The sequence below is a fragment of the Pseudomonas sp. B21-017 genome, from assembly GCF_024749245.1.
In the GTDB taxonomy this organism is placed as follows: Bacteria; Pseudomonadota; Gammaproteobacteria; order Pseudomonadales; family Pseudomonadaceae; genus Aquipseudomonas.
In genome coordinates this window covers 3,034,409-3,050,038 of the sequence record NZ_CP087194.1, presented here as the reverse complement: position 1 = coordinate 3,050,038, position 15,630 = coordinate 3,034,409, and the positions used below count along the sequence as shown (strand labels likewise).

Below are 15,630 nucleotides of genomic sequence, written 5' to 3'. Positions count from 1 at the left end.
GCCCCGACAGTGTCGGGGCATCTTTATAGGTCATGTCATTGAAGCAACGTTCATCAGAAGAAATAGCTCACTCTCAAACTACCGCTCCAATCCTGACTGACAGTGTTGCCTTTACTGCCACCGACCTGGCCGGAAACCTGCCAGTTGCGTTGAGCCGGTGTCCACTTCACACCTGCGCCGTACTCAATTGAGCTACTGGCGCGGTCATCATCGAAACGGTCGTCGTTGATTTTAACCTCGTTGGTTTTCACAAACTCGTGGTTAACCCCCGCCGACAGACTTGGCTCCAGCAGACTGCCATTTTCGAGGCTGATCACACGTCCGCCTCTGACGCCCACATTGCCCTGCAAAGAACGCATGGTGTCGGCTTTAACTTCAAGGCCATTGTCCAAACGATAACTGTCACTTTGAGTCACGCCGGTCGAAACCCGCACCTGGGGTTCGACGAAATAGTTGTTCTTGAGGCGAATATGTTTGCCCACCGCCACCGAACCGCTGGCGCCCAAGGCCGTGTAATCACCCTTGGCCCGAGTGCCATCACTCATGGTGACTTTGGCCTTGTTGTCGAACTGGTTGATCTTGGCCATGACATTGACGAACACGCCGCTTTCAACATCGAACGTGCTGCCGTAAACACCGGCGTTCACACTCTCGACAGTCGCGCTGGAACCGTATTTGAGATCCATTTTGGTATGGCTAGACCCGACGAACCCGCCCAATACCCACGAGCGACCGCCAAGATCCACCAATGTATCGGCGCCGCCGGTGATGCCGGTCTGGTTTTGCGTGTAGCCATCGCCATAGGCGTTATCGACGCTGTATTGATTGCCGTAAGTGCGAACCCACACACTGTTGCTCAGCTTTGTGGTGTCGCTATCGCTGGCCGCCCGCATCGAAGCCTCGGGCCGGGCACTGAGCCCGCGATCACCGATCTGATCATTGAGCATGTTCATTTCGGCATTCAACAAACTGCGCGCGCTGCCTGCCAATGCCAATGCCGTATTGGTCGACGTACTGACCGTTTCCTTGTCCGGCCGAAGGTACAAGCCCTCGCCTTCCCTCGCCAGCCGGTAGACAAAGGTGCCGGCGTCCACTGTTTCCCGATTGTTCAAGCTAACGTCAGCGTTGCCCGAAATGATATTGCCGATGTGTATGTCCTCGGCAGTCAGCGGCTTGTGGCCGGTAGGGGTGACATCAAATTTAAGTTGACCTTCCGCGTGCCCGGCGTTGAAAAAATCAGTATCGCCGGTTCTCAGGTCTGTCCCCATGACAACAGTGCCCTTACCGGAAAAATTAGCGACATCCAGTCGAAGGAACTGCTCGTTAGTGCCCATACGCACGATGCCGCCGTTGGACGTCAGGTTCTGTATGGCGCTATTCCCGGTCATCACCCACTGCGCCGCGTTGTTGATGCTCAGATTGCCTGAATTGTTGATCCGGCCAGTTAATACCGAACTATTGTCCAGGAGCACGTTGCCATTGGAAGCAGTGAGCACGTCACCGGTGAGACGGCTGCCATTGTTCAGCGAGAGGCTGGAAACGTTTTCAACGTTGCCCTTGATTGCCGAACGGTTGTCCAGCTGCACGCTGCCATTGGCGTCAGTGAGCACATCACCGGTCAGGCTGCTGCCATTGTCCAGTGAAAGGCTGACGACATTGTCGACATCGCCATTGATGGCAGAACCGTTGTTCAGACTCACCGTAGCCGCCGTGCCCGCAACCGCCTGCACATTGCCGTTCAAGGTGCTGCGAGAATCGAGGCTGACCCGTGTAACGTTTTGCAGATTGCCATCGATGGATGCCGCGTTTTGCATCGCCAGCGCGACGGTGCTGCCGGTATCGGCGATGACATTGCCGCTCAAGGCACTGGCGTCGACGGTAACGTTGGCAGTGGAGCGATTGGTCGCCTGCAGCAGTGTGCCGTTGCCGCCGATCAGCTCGGAACCCGCAAGGACATTGATGTTGGCAACCGTGCCGGCGCTGCCGGAAGAGCCCAGTACGATGGCTGACCCGGTTCCGCCTGTAACGCGGGTATGGTTGAGCATCACAGTGCTGGCGTTGACACCTACCGTGTCGGTCACGATTTGCAGGCCGTCTTGTGCGCCGGTAATCGTGCTGCCCGTCGCTGAAAGTGTTGCGCCGCCCAACTGCACACCATAACTGGTGGCCCCCGTGCCGACGACAGTGGAGTCTGTAAGGTTAAGTACGGCAAAACCTACCGCTTGTACGCCGCCAATCGCGCCGGTGATGACACTGTTACCAGTCACGGTGGCAGAAGAGGATGCAGGGGTGCTGATGTTACGTCCCAGCAAAAGCCCGAAACTGTTGGTGCTGGTGATGGTCGAGTTGTCGATCGTTGCGTTGCTGTCGATCAGTTGAATGGCACCTCGGCCCGCCGCGCTGTTGACCGTAGCGCCGGACATATTCAACGAGGAGGTGTTGGCATCGATTCGCTGGCTCTGACCACCGTTGAAAACGACATTGGCATTTTGTGAGCTGATGGTCAGCGCTGTCGCGTTGTTGACGGTCAGCGTTCCCCCCTGGGACACCACCCAGGCTTCCGGCGCAGGTGGATTGGTGACCACTTCACTTTCGCCTGGCAACAGGGTTCGGCTATAGGCCTCAGGCGCGGCGATCATTGTCGCCACCATCATCAGTCTGATGGTATTCGGGTGTTTAGAAAGAAAAAAAGTGGACATGGGTCGTTCCTCAAACCTGCACGAATACAGAAGCTGTTTTTTGGCAGTGTTGAAAACTCCCACCTAAAAAACGTCCGACAGCCTAATTAGAAAACCGAATGTTTAATGTAGGAATAGTCCTTACATGCACGACGACTTATCCTTCCAGAGTGAAGGCAACCTCGATTTCCTCCTCTTTGATAGTGGTAAAAATCGCGAGAGAGGCAATCGAATCTCCCTCGCGATACCGGCAATACCAATACTACGGAGACAGCGCTAGACTGGAGCTAGTGCCAGGTCGCAATATTGGAAGCTGTTATTGATAGTATCCAAAGGTTTGATGACCGGAGTTGATGATTGCAGGCCATTCTGGGCTGTAATCCAGTATTTACCCCATGCAAGTGCACCTCGCTTCGGCTGGGCAGCCTTGAAGTTTGCAGCAGTACCTACGCCAGCAACGTCAGGTATGTTGGCAGCCTGGATGGTGTAAGTTGCTGAGTTAGCCGTACCGGGAATCAACGCAGTACCCGCCGCATTTGAGTGCGCTTCAAAATGCGCCGTGATAACCGTGCCCAGCGGCAGTAGTGCGGTCTTCGCGATCTGCAGTCCCAGTAAATAACGGCTGGTGGGACTGGTCATCGCGTAGCACTCGATATAGTCGCGCACCGCAGGATTACGGATTCTGATTGTAGGATCCGGCAGCACGACCGGAATCTGATTGACGACCACTGTCTTCGGCAAGGATTTGTTTACGTTTTTACCTAATCCGGTTATCTCGATAGTGTAGCGAGCTGTATCGCTGGGAGGTGTCAACGTGGCCATTACATTGGCCGGGATCGGAACAGAAAAACCCTGTACAGCTACGAGCGGGCTATATGTTTGAAAAGGTATTGTAGCGTTACCCAAGTAACACTTGACCTCATGCTCCGGTAAAATGTCCGGATCTGTAAGACCGTTCGTCACTGTGAATGTACCTGGCTTGTCGCGATCAGTAGCCGCAATAACGTCTGGAACATTGGAAACTCCCGTTACAACCGGTAGTTGGAGATCCGGGTTCTCCAGATCAGGCGGGTTTGGAGGTATTACACCAGCGACACGCGAATCGAACGTAAAGGTTGCAGTCGGTGAAACTGCATTAGGCGTAAGACCGGCGCGCTCTATTTCGTAATGGATCGTGAGGTCCATGGGGTCATCAGTATTGGCAAATTTCGGATAAAGATCTGCGAAGTCAAGATCAAAAGACAGATTAGCGTTAGCCCAAGGTTGTTTGGCAGTCTCGAAAAAATTGGTGACATCGAGGGGATCCGTAATCACCGCAAAAACTTGATCTCCCGGCTCCGCGTGTTCGATAAATGCGTTTTCGACGATAGCCGTAATCGCGTTTGCAAAGTCTTCCCAATAGAGCGGCGTGGTGTAGTTTGGATCGGTCTTTGGCACCAAAGGTGCTTTTTTGGCCAATGGCGCTTGCGGTAATGCCAATGTCAGAATCGGCGTGGAAACAGATTCTTCGCCTTGATTAGCGAGCCAATCGTCCCACCGATAACTCATATTGACGCGTCCATTCAGGAATTGAAGCAACGCGCTGCTAGGAATGCTAAATGCACCGGTAGCATTGACGGTGGCGTTATAGACCTGGACTTTTTGCATACCAGAGATGAGCCAGACGGTCAGCATGTCGTCGAGACGACGCCCGAAGTAACCGACACTCACCGTAAAATTCATATCCGTATTTGCATCTATCCAGGTCTTGTCAATAATCCGCTGCGGAAGCGGGGTGCCATTGGCAAAATTTGGAACGGGTGTCGGCTTTATTTTTCTGGGTGGATTTTTTGTATTGACCGGTGCAGTTTCGTCAGATATAGCCTCCACGATGTTGGAGGGGTCTCCATTACCGCCATTGTCTTTGAAAAATTTAAACATGATTTCCCAAACAGTCGGGCCAAGTGACGTAGCTAATTCCTTAAACAGGTCTGCATTCAAGGTCACCGGAATAGGGGTCGGAGGCCGGCTGGCGACTGGGCCAAGAAAGAGGGTCTCTGGATAGTCTATCCAAGTCAGGGATCCTTTTTCGCGGTACATAAAATCCATACTATCTTGTTCCAGCTCATCTGGCGGACGATTAACATCCACAATGAGGGCCTTAGTATCAAACATTGCTTTTGGGATAAAACCATTTGTCAGACCATTTATTGCAAAAGTCGAAAGAACCCCACCACCTGAGGAAAGAGTAGAAGTGGGGCGCTGCACTTTTGGTACGAATTGCATTGTCATCAGTGTATCTCCTTGCGCGTTCAGGCCGGAAGGGCCAGGTTTTCCAGGTATTTTTTGATCGATTTTCACCAGTCCTTGTTCTGACTCAGCAATGATCCTGCCGCCGTCAAACAACTGGCAGATGAAAACAGCGGAATCATTATCAAACAACGAACTTATATGCTTTTGAAACGGCACTACATGATTGAAGCCATTTGCTATGTCTGTCCCGGAAAGTATTTTCTCCCAACGGCCATAAACTTCTGTCACTTCAGGACCACTTCCATTGAGGCTCCGGTATCCCCTCCAGATAATCACTGCGACATATCCGGGCAGAGCAATGTCAATCAGGGGGCGAACGCGGAGAGTGGCGCCACTTGTCAATGGAGGATTCGTATTGTTATTCAGATACCCCCAGAGTGTTGCATGAACCGCCAAGGGTTCCAGAAAGGTTAAAAGAGGCGTGTGATCGATGGTTAGTTTTCGATCTGGCGAGCGATCGTCGTTACCGCCATCCCCTTTCCAGAGTACGTAATAGAGAAACATACTGCCGTCGACTGCCAAATGAGTTGGCGTCAGATCGAAATACAATTCCTTATCCGTCAGGGGGGTCGGGTATTTAACGTTATAAAGAGTATCCTCCACATCATTCTGACGCTTGATCACCCACAGTCGATCATTAGGCAGTGGATCCAGCCAATACGGAATTACAATTCGAGTCCCGGTTTTCAAAATCTCGCGAGGAACATGACCGGCCAGATCACTGTCCTCGATCCCTTCAACTGAAAGCGGTTGTGCCAGTACACCTATAGGCGTCTTAGTGGTTTGATTAGTGGGTGTCGAAATCATTTTTCCATCACCGATTGATACGAGATGTTCGAGAAATCAAGGCACTTTCTTTTGCTGTTCTGTCGGGAAAATTAGGCGCTTCAACAGAAAATTTTCCTACTGTCAGATCTGACAGGTATTGATACCGTTTGTCGGATTCGATCTTTTCGAGCACCTTGACTGAAAGCGTTATCACTTGACGCAACCAAAGAATCTGGTGTTTCCTGAAACCGGTTTCAGATAACAAGAAGACTCAATCCATGAACGACTTCTCCGCCGCCCAGCGCAGCCGCGTCACCATGCTCGACGTCGCCGAACACGCCGGCGTCTCCAAGGCCAGCGTCTCGCGCTTCATCGGCGACGACCGCGCCCTGCTCTCCGATGCCACGGCCCTGCGCATCGAGCAGGCGATTGCCGAACTCGGTTACCGCCCTAACCAGATGGCCCGCGGACTCAAACGCGGGCGCACCCGGCTGATCGGCATGTTGGTGGCCGATATCCGTAACCCTTATTCGATTGCCGTGATGCATGGCGTGGAAACCGCCTGCCGTCGGCACGGCTACAGCCTGGTGGTGTGCAACACCGATCGCGATGACGAGCAGGAGCGTCAGCACCTGGCGTTGCTGCGCTCGTACAACATCGAAGGCTTGATCGTGAACACCCTCGGCCATCACGTGGATGAGTTGCGTGAATTGCAGCGGGAAATGCCCATGGTGCTGGTGGATCGCAAGGTCGAGCAGTTCGATAGCGATCTGGTGGGGCTGGACAATCCCGCCGCCGTCGAGATCGCCGTGGCCCATCTTGAACAACGCGGTTATCGCGATGTGCTGATGGTGACGGAGCCGTTTGACGGCACCAGTTCGCGGATCGAGCGGGTCAGCAGCTTCAAGGCGCAGATCGAGCAGCGTCCGGCGCTCTCGGGCGCGGTGGTTGAAACTGGCGGTGATCTGGCCGGTCGCTTGAAATCCTTTCTTGATACCCCTGGTCCCAGGCCGAAAGCGCTGTTCTGCGCCAACGGTATTGCGGCGTTGGCCAGTACCCATGCGTTGCGTGAATTGCAGTGCAACCTGTTTGAGGATGTCGGGTTGATCGCCCTGGATGATCTGGATTGGTATCCGCTGGTGGGCAGCGGGATTACCGCCCTCGCCCAGCCGACCGAGGACATTGGCGCGAGTGCGTTTGAGTGTTTGCTCAAGCGTTTGCGTGGGGATGACGGGCCGGTGCGGACTTTGGATTTTCCGGCACGGTTGATTGTGCGGGGGTCGACCACGGGGGGTGTTCCAATTTGAAGGCCTCTTCGCGGGCAAGCCTCGCTCCTACGGATTTACACCCACGCCCCTGTAGGAGCGAGGCTTGCCCGCGAAGAGGCCCGAAAGAACAACACATCACTCACTGATATTTTTTTTGAACAAAAATGAAACCGGTTTCAGAGGTGATAACAATGAACAAACCACCCGTTTCCATCAGCCTGTCCAGCTATGGCGCCGAGCTTGTGCGCCAACGCGGCCAAGGCAGTTTTGTCGAGGTGCTGGCCGCTGCCGGCGCCACGCACATCGAATGGCGCGAAGAGCTGCTGACCCTCGAAGACCCCGCGCAATTGGCCGACGCCACGCAATCCCGGGGCCTGGAAAGCGTGTATTCCTCGCCGCTGGAGTTGTGGCTGGCCGGGCAATCGGCACCCAACCCTGAATTGCTCTCGACCCTGCAACGCGCCGAGGCATTCGGCTCACAATGGCTGAAAGTCTCCCTGGGTTATTTCACCGACAACAATGACCTGCAAACACTGGCGCATGTGTTGCAGCAGAGCCCGGTGCAATTGCTGGTGGAAAACGACCAGACCTTGCACGGCGGCCGCATCGAGCCGTTCCAGCGTTTCTTCGCCGACGTCGAGCAGCATCAGTTGCCAATAAAAATGACCTTCGATATCGGCAACTGGCAATGGCAGGACCAGTCCGCCGCCAGCGCCGCGCGAATGCTCGGTCGACATGTCGGCTACGTGCACTGCAAAGCAGTGGCGCGTCGGGTCGACGGCAAACTGGTGGCGGTACCACCGGCGGCCAGTGACTTGCACCTGTGGCAACAATTGCTGCGGCACATGCCCCATAACGTAATGCGCGCGGCGGAATATCCGCTGCAAGGCGATGACCTGGTGCAGTTGACCACCGAACACGTCGCTACCCTCGCCTGCCTCGGCCAATCCCGCCTGGAGCCTGCGCATGTCTGAGATCGAGATTCTGTCGTTCGGCGAAACCATGGCGATGTTCGTTGCCGAGCAGAACGGTGAACTGGCCGACGTCGGCCACTTCCACAAGCGCATTGCCGGGGCCGACAGCAACGTCGCCATTGGCCTGTCGCGATTGGGCTTTAACGTCGCCTGGCTGAGCCGGGTGGGCGCCGATTCTCTCGGCCGTTTCGTCATCGATACGCTGAAGAAAGAAGGCCTGGATTGCAGCCACGTCGACATTGACCCGGCCCACCCCACCGGGTTTCAACTCAAATCCCGCGCAGATGACGGCAGCGATCCGGTGGTCGAGTATTTCCGTCGCGGTTCGGCGGCCAGTCACTTGTCGGTGCAGTCGATTTCCCCGTCGCTGCTCAACGCCCGGCACTTGCATGCCACCGGCATTCCTCCGGCGCTATCCGCGTCGGCCCGGGCAATGTCCTTCGAACTGATGACCCGCATGCGCGATGCCGGGCGCAGCGTGTCGTTCGACCCCAACCTGCGCCCGAGCCTGTGGGCCAGCGAACAGCAGATGATCAGCGAGATCAACCGCCTCGCCGCCCTCGCCCATTGGGTGCTGCCGGGGTTGAGCGAAGGACGGTTGCTGACCGGTTTCGAAGACCCCGCCGATATCGCGGCGTTTTACCTCGACCAGGGCGCCGAAGCCGTGGCGATCAAGCTTGGCCCGCACGGTGCGTATTACCGCACGCATCAGGATGAAGGTTTCGTTGCAGGCGTACCCGTGGCAACAGTGGTCGATACGGTTGGTGCCGGTGACGGGTTTGCCGTCGGCCTGATCAGCGCCCTGCTGGAAAACCACGGCGTTGCCCAAGCCGTACAACGTGCCAACTGGATCGGCAGCCGCGCGGTGCAGAGCCGTGGGGATATGGAGGGGTTGCCTACCCGAGCCGAGATGGATGCTGAATTTGAGGACGCCGTTCGCGGGCAAGCCTCGCTCCTACAGGGTTCGGGGTGTACGCCCGTAGGAGCGAGGCTTGCCCGCGAAGGGGCCCTCACCATTAACGTAAAAATTTGAATCAGACTCCGTTACCTGCTGCGACAAAAACAACAAGCTCAGGAGCATCACTATGAAAACCGCAACACTGGCCACCCGCCGCTGGTGGTACATCATGCCCATCGTGTTCATCACCTACAGCCTGGCGTATCTGGACCGCGCCAACTACGGGTTCGCCGCCGCCTCCGGGATGGCCAAGGACCTGATGATCACCCCGGGGTTGTCTTCCCTGCTCGGCGCACTGTTCTTCCTCGGCTATTTCTTCTTCCAGATCCCGGGCGCGATCTACGCCCAGAAGCACAGCGTGAAGAAACTGATTTTCGTCAGCCTGATTCTCTGGGGTGCCCTGGCGACCTTGACCGGGATCGTCTCCAACGCCTACTGGCTGATCGTCATTCGTTTCATGCTCGGAGTGGTCGAAGCTGCGGTGATGCCGGCGATGCTGGTGTACCTGTGCCACTGGTTCACCCGTGCCGAACGCTCGCGCGCCAACACCTTCCTGATCCTCGGCAACCCGGTAACCATGCTCTGGATGTCGGTGGTCTCGGGCTACCTGATCCAGCATTTCAGCTGGCGCTGGATGTTCATCATCGAAGGCTTGCCGGCGGTGTTGTGGGCGTTTATCTGGTGGCGTCTGGCCGATGACCGTCCGGCCCAGGCCAAGTGGCTCAACGACCAGGAAAAGCAGGACCTGGAAAGTGCCCTGACCGCCGAACAGGTCGGCATCAAGGCAGTGAAAAACTACGCCGAAGCCTTCCGTTCGCCAAAAGTCATCATCCTCGCCTTGCAGTTCTTCTGCTGGAGCATCGGCGTCTACGGTTTCGTGCTGTGGCTGCCATCAATCCTCAAGGCCGGCGCGCAAATGGACATGATCGAAGCCGGCTGGCTGTCGGCGTTACCCTACCTGGCGGCAGTGATCGGCATGCTGCTGGTGTCCTGGGGCTCGGACAAACTGCAGAAGCGCAAACGCTTCGTCTGGCCTCCGCTGCTGATCGCCTCGATTGCGTTCTACGGCTCCTACGCGCTGGGCGCGGAGCATTTCTGGTGGTCCTACACCCTGCTGGTGATTGCCGGTGCCTGCATGTACGCCCCGTACGGGCCGTTCTTCGCCATCGTTCCAGAAATCCTCCCGGCCAACGTGGCCGGTGGCGCCATGGCGTTGATCAACAGCATGGGCGCGCTCGGTTCGTTTGGCGGCTCTTATCTGGTCGGTTACCTGAACAGCTCCACCGGATCGCCTGGTGCGTCTTATCTGCTGATGAGCGGCGCGTTGCTGGTGTCGGTGGTGCTGACGATTTTCCTCAAGCCCGGCGCCAGTGACCGGGTCGTGGCCAAAGCCGCCGCGCCCCGGCCGGTGGCGGCTCATTCCTGAATGGATGTTGATATGAAAAAGCAGGTTGTGCTGTACAAGAAACTCTCGCCGCTGCTGATGGCTCGCTTGCATGAGCAGACCGAGGTGACGCTGATCGACAGCCTCGACGCCGAAGGCCTAGCCAAGCTGCGCCAGGCCCTGCCCCGCGCCCAAGGGTTGCTTGGCGCCAGTCTGAAACTCGATGCCGGGTTGCTCGACCTTGCACCGAACCTGGAAGCGATTGCCAGTGTGTCCGTCGGCGTCGACAACTACGACATCGACTACCTGACCGAACGGCGGATACTGCTCAGCAACACCCCCGATGTGTTGACCGAGACCACCGCCGACACCGGTTTCGCGCTGATCCTGGCCACCGCCCGACGCGTGGTGGAACTGGCGAACATGGTTCGCGCCGGCCAGTGGAACCGCAACATTGGCCCGGCGCATTTCGGCAGCGATGTGCATGGCAAGACGCTGGGCATCATCGGCATGGGGCGGATTGGCGAGGCGTTGGCGCAGCGTGGGCATTTCGGTTTTGGCATGCCGGTTGTGTATCACAGCCATTCACCGAAACCGGCGGTGGAGCAGCGCTTCAATGCGCAATACCGCAGCCTGACCGAGTTGTTGCAGCAGGCCGATTTCATTTGCCTGACCTTGCCACTGACCGCTGAAACCGAAAAGCTGATCGGCGCCAGGGAGTTCGCCTTGATGCGCCCGCAGAGCATCTTCATCAACATTTCACGGGGTAAGGTGGTGGACGAAGCGGCGTTGATCGAGGCGTTGCAGCAGAACCGGATTCGCGCTGCCGGGCTGGATGTGTTCGAGCGCGAACCGCTGCGCCATGACTCGCCGTTGTTGCAGTTGAACAATGTGGTGGCGACGCCGCATATCGGTTCGGCGACCCATGAGACGCGGGAGGCGATGGCGACTTGTGCGGTCGAAAATTTGTTGGCGGCGTTGGCGGGTGAGCGGCCGGTGAATCTGGTGAATACCGGAGCGTGGAAGGGTTAAGGAACTGATCGTTCTCACGCTCCGCGTGGGAACGATCAGGCCCGTCGCATCTGCAGCAAATCCGCCGCACAGGACGCAATCCGCCGACACGCTTCCGCCAGCTTCACCTGGTCCACCACCAGCCCGATGCGTATGTGCCCCGCCGCACTCGGCCCGAAGGCTTCGCCGGCCAGCACCGACACGCCATAACCTTCCAGCAGCCGCTCGGCAAAATCCTGGGCGCCGAGCCCGGTCTGGCGCACATCGAGCATCACAAACATCCCGCCATCAGGCTTGATCGGCCGGATACCGGGGCAACCGCTCAACCTCGCGCACACCAGATCGCGTCGCTGGCGATACTCCTCACGCATCAGCGCCACTTCCGGCAAATCCTTATCGAGTGCCGCTTGCGCGGCTTTCTGAACGAAATCCGGAATGCCGAACAGCATGCACAACGACAGATGCATCACATGATCGGCCAGTGGTTTCGGGCCGATCATCCAGCCTACCCGCCAGCCAGTCATGGCATGGGATTTGGACAAACTGTTGAGGGTCGCGGTGCGCTCGGCCATGCCCGGCAAACTGGCCGGGCTGATGTGCTCGCCCTCATACAACAAGTCGCTATAGACCTCATCGCTGATCAGCCAGAGGTCATGTTGCACACAGAGCGCCGCCAGTTCCTGCCAGCTTTTCAAGGAAAGGCTGGCACCGGAGGGATTGTTCGGACTGTTGAGCAGAATGACCCGGGTTTTAGCGGTGATCAGCGCTGCGACATCCGCCGGCTCGACCCGAAAGCCGTTCTCCGGACGCACCGCCACAGGCACCACGCTCGCCCCGCAGGCACCGAACACGCCTTCATAAGTGACGTACATCGGTTCAGCGATGATCACTTCGTCACCCGGGTCGAGCAGGCACTGGGCAACCGAATACACCGCGCACTGCGCACCGGGCAGTACGATCACATGATCGGCGTCCACCTCCTGGCCGCAGCGCTGCTGATGACGGCTGGCGATGCTGCTGCGCAATGTACGGGTGCCGCGTACATCCGAATAATGGGTGTCGCCGGCCAGCAGGCTGTCGATCGCCGCGTGGACGATCGGCAGCGGTGTATCGAAATCCGGATCGCCGACCGACAGCAGCAGCACGTCGACGCCCTGCTCGCGCAATTCCAGCGCTCGATCGTGAATCTTCCAGGCTGCCGCTCCATCACCGTCGATTCGTTGGGTCAAGGCTGAATAGCGCATGTACTTCTCCTAACGCGCGAGTTCCAGTTTCAACCCTATCTCAAATCACGAAACGCGCCACCATTGCATTCAAATCTACCGCCAGTCGTGACAGTTCATGGGTGGCGGCGCTGGTCTGGTTGGCACCGGCGGCCGACTGGGTGGCCAGGTCGCGGATGTTCACCAGGTTGCGGTCGACTTCACGGGACACCTGGGCCTGTTCTTCCGAGGCGCTGGCGATCACCAGGTTGCGTTCATTGATCAGCTGAATCGATGAAGTGATCTGTTCCAGGGCGACACCTGCCGCACGGGCCATTTCCAGGGTGCTTTGGGTGCGCTGATTGCTTTGCTGCATCGACGACACCGCTTCACCGGTGCCGTTCTGAATACCGGCCACCATTTTCTCGATTTCCTGGGTCGATTGCGCAGTGCGATGGGCCAGCGCCCGGACCTCGTCCGCCACCACCGCAAAGCCACGTCCGGCCTCCCCGGCACGGGCCGCTTCGATGGCAGCGTTGAGGGCCAGCAGGTTGGTCTGCTCGGCAATGGCGCGGATCACGTCCAGCACTTTGCCGATGTCGCGGCCCTGAGTCGCCAGCCCCTCGATCATCAGTGCAGTGTTTTGCACGTCGTGGGTCATGGTCTGGATCGCGTCGACGGTTTCCACCACCCGGTCACGGCCTTCACGGGCGGCCGCGGTCGACTGGTTCGAGGCTTCGGACGTCGATACCGCGTTGCGCGCCACTTCTTCCACGGCGGCGGTCATTTCGTTGACGGCGGTGGCGGCCTGTTCAATTTCGTTGTTCTGCTGTTGCAGGCCACGGGACGCTTCCTGCGTCACGGTGCTGAGTTCTTCGGCGGCGGCGCCCAGTTGCGTCGCGGAGCCGGCGATCTGTTCGATGGTCTTGCGCAAGTTCGTCTGCATGGTGGCCAAGGCGCCGAGTAAACGCGCCGGTTCATCGTTGCCGTCGACTTCGATGACCTTGCTCAGGTTGCCGCTGGCAATGGTTTCGGCCGCGAGCACCGCACGGTTCAGCGGCGTGACGATACTGCGGGTCAACAGCCAGGCCAGCAGCACGGTCATCAGGGCAGCGACCACCGAGACCACGATGATGCCATTGGTGGCAAAGGCAAACTGCTCTTTGGCCTGGGCATCGGCCGCAGTCGCGCCAGCCTTGTTGATGGCAATCAACTTGTTCAACTGCTCGCCCATCTGATCGGTACCGTCCTTGACCCGGGTGTTGATCAGGTTGAGCATTTCATCCAGTTTGTTCTGCCGCGAAAGCTCCATCATCTCGCGCACCGCTTGCAGGTATTTGTCCAGCGTGGCCGAGAATGTCTTGAATAACGCCGCTTCCTCATCGCCGGCCGGCAATGCCGCATAACCAGCCTGTGCTTGCTTGACCTTGTCCACCAGTATCCCGATTCGGGTTTCGGCTTCTTGCAGGCTCGCGGGCTCACGGTTCACCAGAACCCGGAACGAGAGAATGCGCAGACGCAGCACGTTTTCGGTCATGACACCCAGGAAGCCGACGCTGGGTAGCTGATTGCTTTCCATATCCACAGAGGCCTGTCGGATGATCGACATGCGGTTCACGGCAAACACACCCAGCACGATGACCAGCAAGGCGATGAAGGCAAAACCGAGGAAAGCTCGAGGCGCGATTTTCAGATTACGCAGTGACATAGGATGATCTCGGTAATTGAGGCGGCGAGCATCCTTGCGGTGATCACTGGCGGGCGGGCGATGGCGCGCACCTTTCAGTTTGGCGCCACTGTTGTAATAGGTTTGTGTACGCCTATTGGCTGTATCGGCCGGGGTTTAGGATTTTTGCAGGGGGGCTGGAGAAATATTTTTCAAACGTGTAGCAGCTGCCGAGCCTGCGAGGCAGCTGCTACTGGGAATGGTGTCAGTTCTGGATTTTGCGGGCGGCCACTCGCCAAACCCGCGCGATGTCACTGGCGCGCTCACGCAGCAATCGCGGCGCCTCGGCGCAGGCCTGCTCCAGGGTCATCGGCCCGCTCGCCAATGCAAAAGCCGCATCGATGCCATGCTCGTACAGCGCCTGATACCCCTCGCCCAAGGTGCCGGCAATGACGATGACTGGCACGCCATGCAGCCGTGCAATGCGCGCCACGCCAAACGGGGTTTTGCCGCGCAACGTCTGGGCATCGAAACGGCCCTCGCCGGTGATCACCAGGTCGGCGCCGTTGACCGCTTCGGCCAGCCCCACCAGTTCGGCGACCACTTCCACACCGGCCTGGAATTGCGCGCCGAGAAACGCCTTCGCGGCAAACCCCAGACCGCCCGCCGCGCCACTGCCCGGTTCATCGCGCACGTCCTTGTCCAGTGCTTGCGCGCAGAGCTCGGCAAAGTGCCCGAGAGCGAGGTCCAGCTGCTGGACTTGCTCGGGCGACGCGCCTTTCTGCGGGCCGAAAATCGCTGACGCACCGTGAGGGCCGCACAGTGGATTATTGACGTCAGCGGCGATGTCGAAACGCACCTCGGCCAGGCGCGGGTCGACATCACTCAGGTCAAGACGAGCCAGTTGCGCCAGCGCCAGACCACCCGGCGCCAGGGTTTGGCCCTGGGCATCCAGCAGTTTCACCCCCAAGGCCTGCATCGCCCCGGCGCCGCCGTCATTCGTGGCACTGCCACCAATCGCCAGAATCACTCGTTGCGCCCCGGCATCGAGCGCAGCGCGGATCAATTCGCCGGTGCCGAAGGTGCTGCTGGTGCAGGCATCGCGCAGGTTCGTCGGTACCAGTTGCAGGCCACTGGCCTCGGCCATTTCGATGATCGCGGTGTGGCTCTGCGGCAACCAGCCCCAGGCGGCATCGACCGTGGCGCCCAACGGCCCACGAACACGGGTGCGGCGCAGTTCTCCGTCGCACGCGGCCAGAATCGACTCGACCGTGCCTTCGCCACCATCAGCCATCGGGCACTTGAGCAATTGCGCGTCTGGCCAGACCTGCGCCAATCCCAACGCGATGGCGTCGGCCACACCTTGGGCACTCAGGCTGTCCTTGAACGAATCGGGGGCAATGACGATTTTCATGCGAATTCTCCAGTT

At 58.1% G+C, this 15,630-nt stretch carries 10 protein-coding genes; 5 read left to right on the top strand and 5 right to left on the bottom strand.

From position 1 onward, the window contains the following. Positions 1–53: 53 nt before the first annotated feature. Together LOY28_RS13820 and LOY28_RS13815 are read right to left on the bottom strand one after the other, a co-directional pair. Positions 54–2,639: an autotransporter outer membrane beta-barrel domain-containing protein gene (locus tag LOY28_RS13820; protein ID WP_258614452.1), complete on the bottom strand. Its 2,586-nt coding sequence runs from the start codon at positions 2,637–2,639 to the stop codon at positions 54–56. A 315-nt stretch (positions 2,640–2,954) separates the two neighbouring features. Further along, positions 2,955–5,777: a hypothetical protein gene (locus LOY28_RS13815; protein WP_258614291.1), complete on the bottom strand. Its 2,823-nt coding sequence runs from the start codon at positions 5,775–5,777 to the stop codon at positions 2,955–2,957. A gap of 239 nt (positions 5,778–6,016) precedes the next feature. Here LOY28_RS13815 and LOY28_RS13810 point away from each other — a divergent pair, with 239 nt between their 5' ends. From LOY28_RS13810 to LOY28_RS13790, 5 genes are all read left to right on the top strand, one after another. Continuing rightward, the gene (locus LOY28_RS13810; RefSeq protein WP_018929106.1) at positions 6,017–7,045 is read left to right on the top strand and encodes a LacI family DNA-binding transcriptional regulator; all 1,029 of its coding nucleotides are present in this window, start codon (positions 6,017–6,019) and stop codon (positions 7,043–7,045) included. Positions 7,046–7,197: 152 nt separating this feature from the next. After that, complete coding sequence (locus LOY28_RS13805; protein ID WP_258614290.1) at positions 7,198–7,980, top strand: sugar phosphate isomerase/epimerase; 783 nt, start codon at positions 7,198–7,200, stop codon at positions 7,978–7,980. Continuing rightward, positions 7,973–9,013, top strand: a complete 1,041-nt coding sequence (locus LOY28_RS13800) for a sugar kinase (RefSeq protein ID WP_258614289.1) — start codon at positions 7,973–7,975, stop codon at positions 9,011–9,013. Before LOY28_RS13805 ends, LOY28_RS13800 begins: the two co-directional genes overlap by 8 nt. A 52-nt stretch (positions 9,014–9,065) precedes the next feature. Then, a complete protein-coding gene (locus LOY28_RS13795) occupies positions 9,066–10,364 on the top strand; it encodes an MFS transporter (RefSeq protein WP_258614287.1) in 1,299 nt (432 codons plus the stop codon). Positions 10,365–10,376: 12 nt separating this feature from the next. Then, positions 10,377–11,354 (top strand): D-glycerate dehydrogenase, encoded by a 978-nt coding sequence (locus LOY28_RS13790; protein WP_086944338.1) that lies wholly within the window; start codon positions 10,377–10,379, stop codon positions 11,352–11,354. Positions 11,355–11,389: 35 nt separating this feature from the next. Here the strand turns inward: LOY28_RS13790 and LOY28_RS13785 are convergent, their stop codons facing one another. From LOY28_RS13785 to LOY28_RS13775, 3 genes are all read right to left on the bottom strand, one after another. Continuing rightward, on the bottom strand, positions 11,390–12,577 hold the full coding sequence (locus LOY28_RS13785; protein WP_028940652.1) for a pyridoxal phosphate-dependent aminotransferase: 1,188 nt from the start codon (positions 12,575–12,577) through the stop codon (positions 11,390–11,392). Between the two features lie 40 nt (positions 12,578–12,617). Continuing rightward, positions 12,618–14,243: a methyl-accepting chemotaxis protein gene (locus LOY28_RS13780; protein WP_258614285.1), complete on the bottom strand. Its 1,626-nt coding sequence runs from the start codon at positions 14,241–14,243 to the stop codon at positions 12,618–12,620. Positions 14,244–14,466: 223 nt separating this feature from the next. Further along, positions 14,467–15,615 carry a glycerate kinase gene (locus tag LOY28_RS13775; protein WP_258614284.1) on the bottom strand — a complete coding sequence of 383 codons (1,149 nt, stop codon included), beginning with the start codon at positions 15,613–15,615 and terminating at the stop codon, positions 14,467–14,469. Positions 15,616–15,630: the final 15 nt, after the last annotated feature.

Excerpts from the sequence above, each read along its gene's own strand:
- LOY28_RS13810 (WP_018929106.1), top strand. The coding sequence starts at position 6,017 with ATGAACGACTTCTCCGCCGCCCAGCGCAGCCGCGTCACCATGCTCGAC.
- LOY28_RS13785 (WP_028940652.1), bottom strand. The coding sequence starts at position 12,577 with ATGCGCTATTCAGCCTTGACCCAACGAATCGACGGTGATGGAGCGGCA.
- LOY28_RS13815 (WP_258614291.1), bottom strand. The coding sequence starts at position 5,777 with ATGATTTCGACACCCACTAATCAAACCACTAAGACGCCTATAGGTGTA.
- LOY28_RS13820 (WP_258614452.1), bottom strand. The coding sequence starts at position 2,639 with ATGATCGCCGCGCCTGAGGCCTATAGCCGAACCCTGTTGCCAGGCGAA.
- LOY28_RS13780 (WP_258614285.1), bottom strand. The coding sequence starts at position 14,243 with ATGTCACTGCGTAATCTGAAAATCGCGCCTCGAGCTTTCCTCGGTTTT.
- LOY28_RS13805 (WP_258614290.1), top strand. The coding sequence starts at position 7,198 with ATGAACAAACCACCCGTTTCCATCAGCCTGTCCAGCTATGGCGCCGAG.
- LOY28_RS13775 (WP_258614284.1), bottom strand. The coding sequence starts at position 15,615 with ATGAAAATCGTCATTGCCCCCGATTCGTTCAAGGACAGCCTGAGTGCC.
- LOY28_RS13795 (WP_258614287.1), top strand. The coding sequence starts at position 9,066 with ATGAAAACCGCAACACTGGCCACCCGCCGCTGGTGGTACATCATGCCC.
- LOY28_RS13800 (WP_258614289.1), top strand. The coding sequence starts at position 7,973 with ATGTCTGAGATCGAGATTCTGTCGTTCGGCGAAACCATGGCGATGTTC.
- LOY28_RS13790 (WP_086944338.1), top strand. The coding sequence starts at position 10,377 with ATGAAAAAGCAGGTTGTGCTGTACAAGAAACTCTCGCCGCTGCTGATG.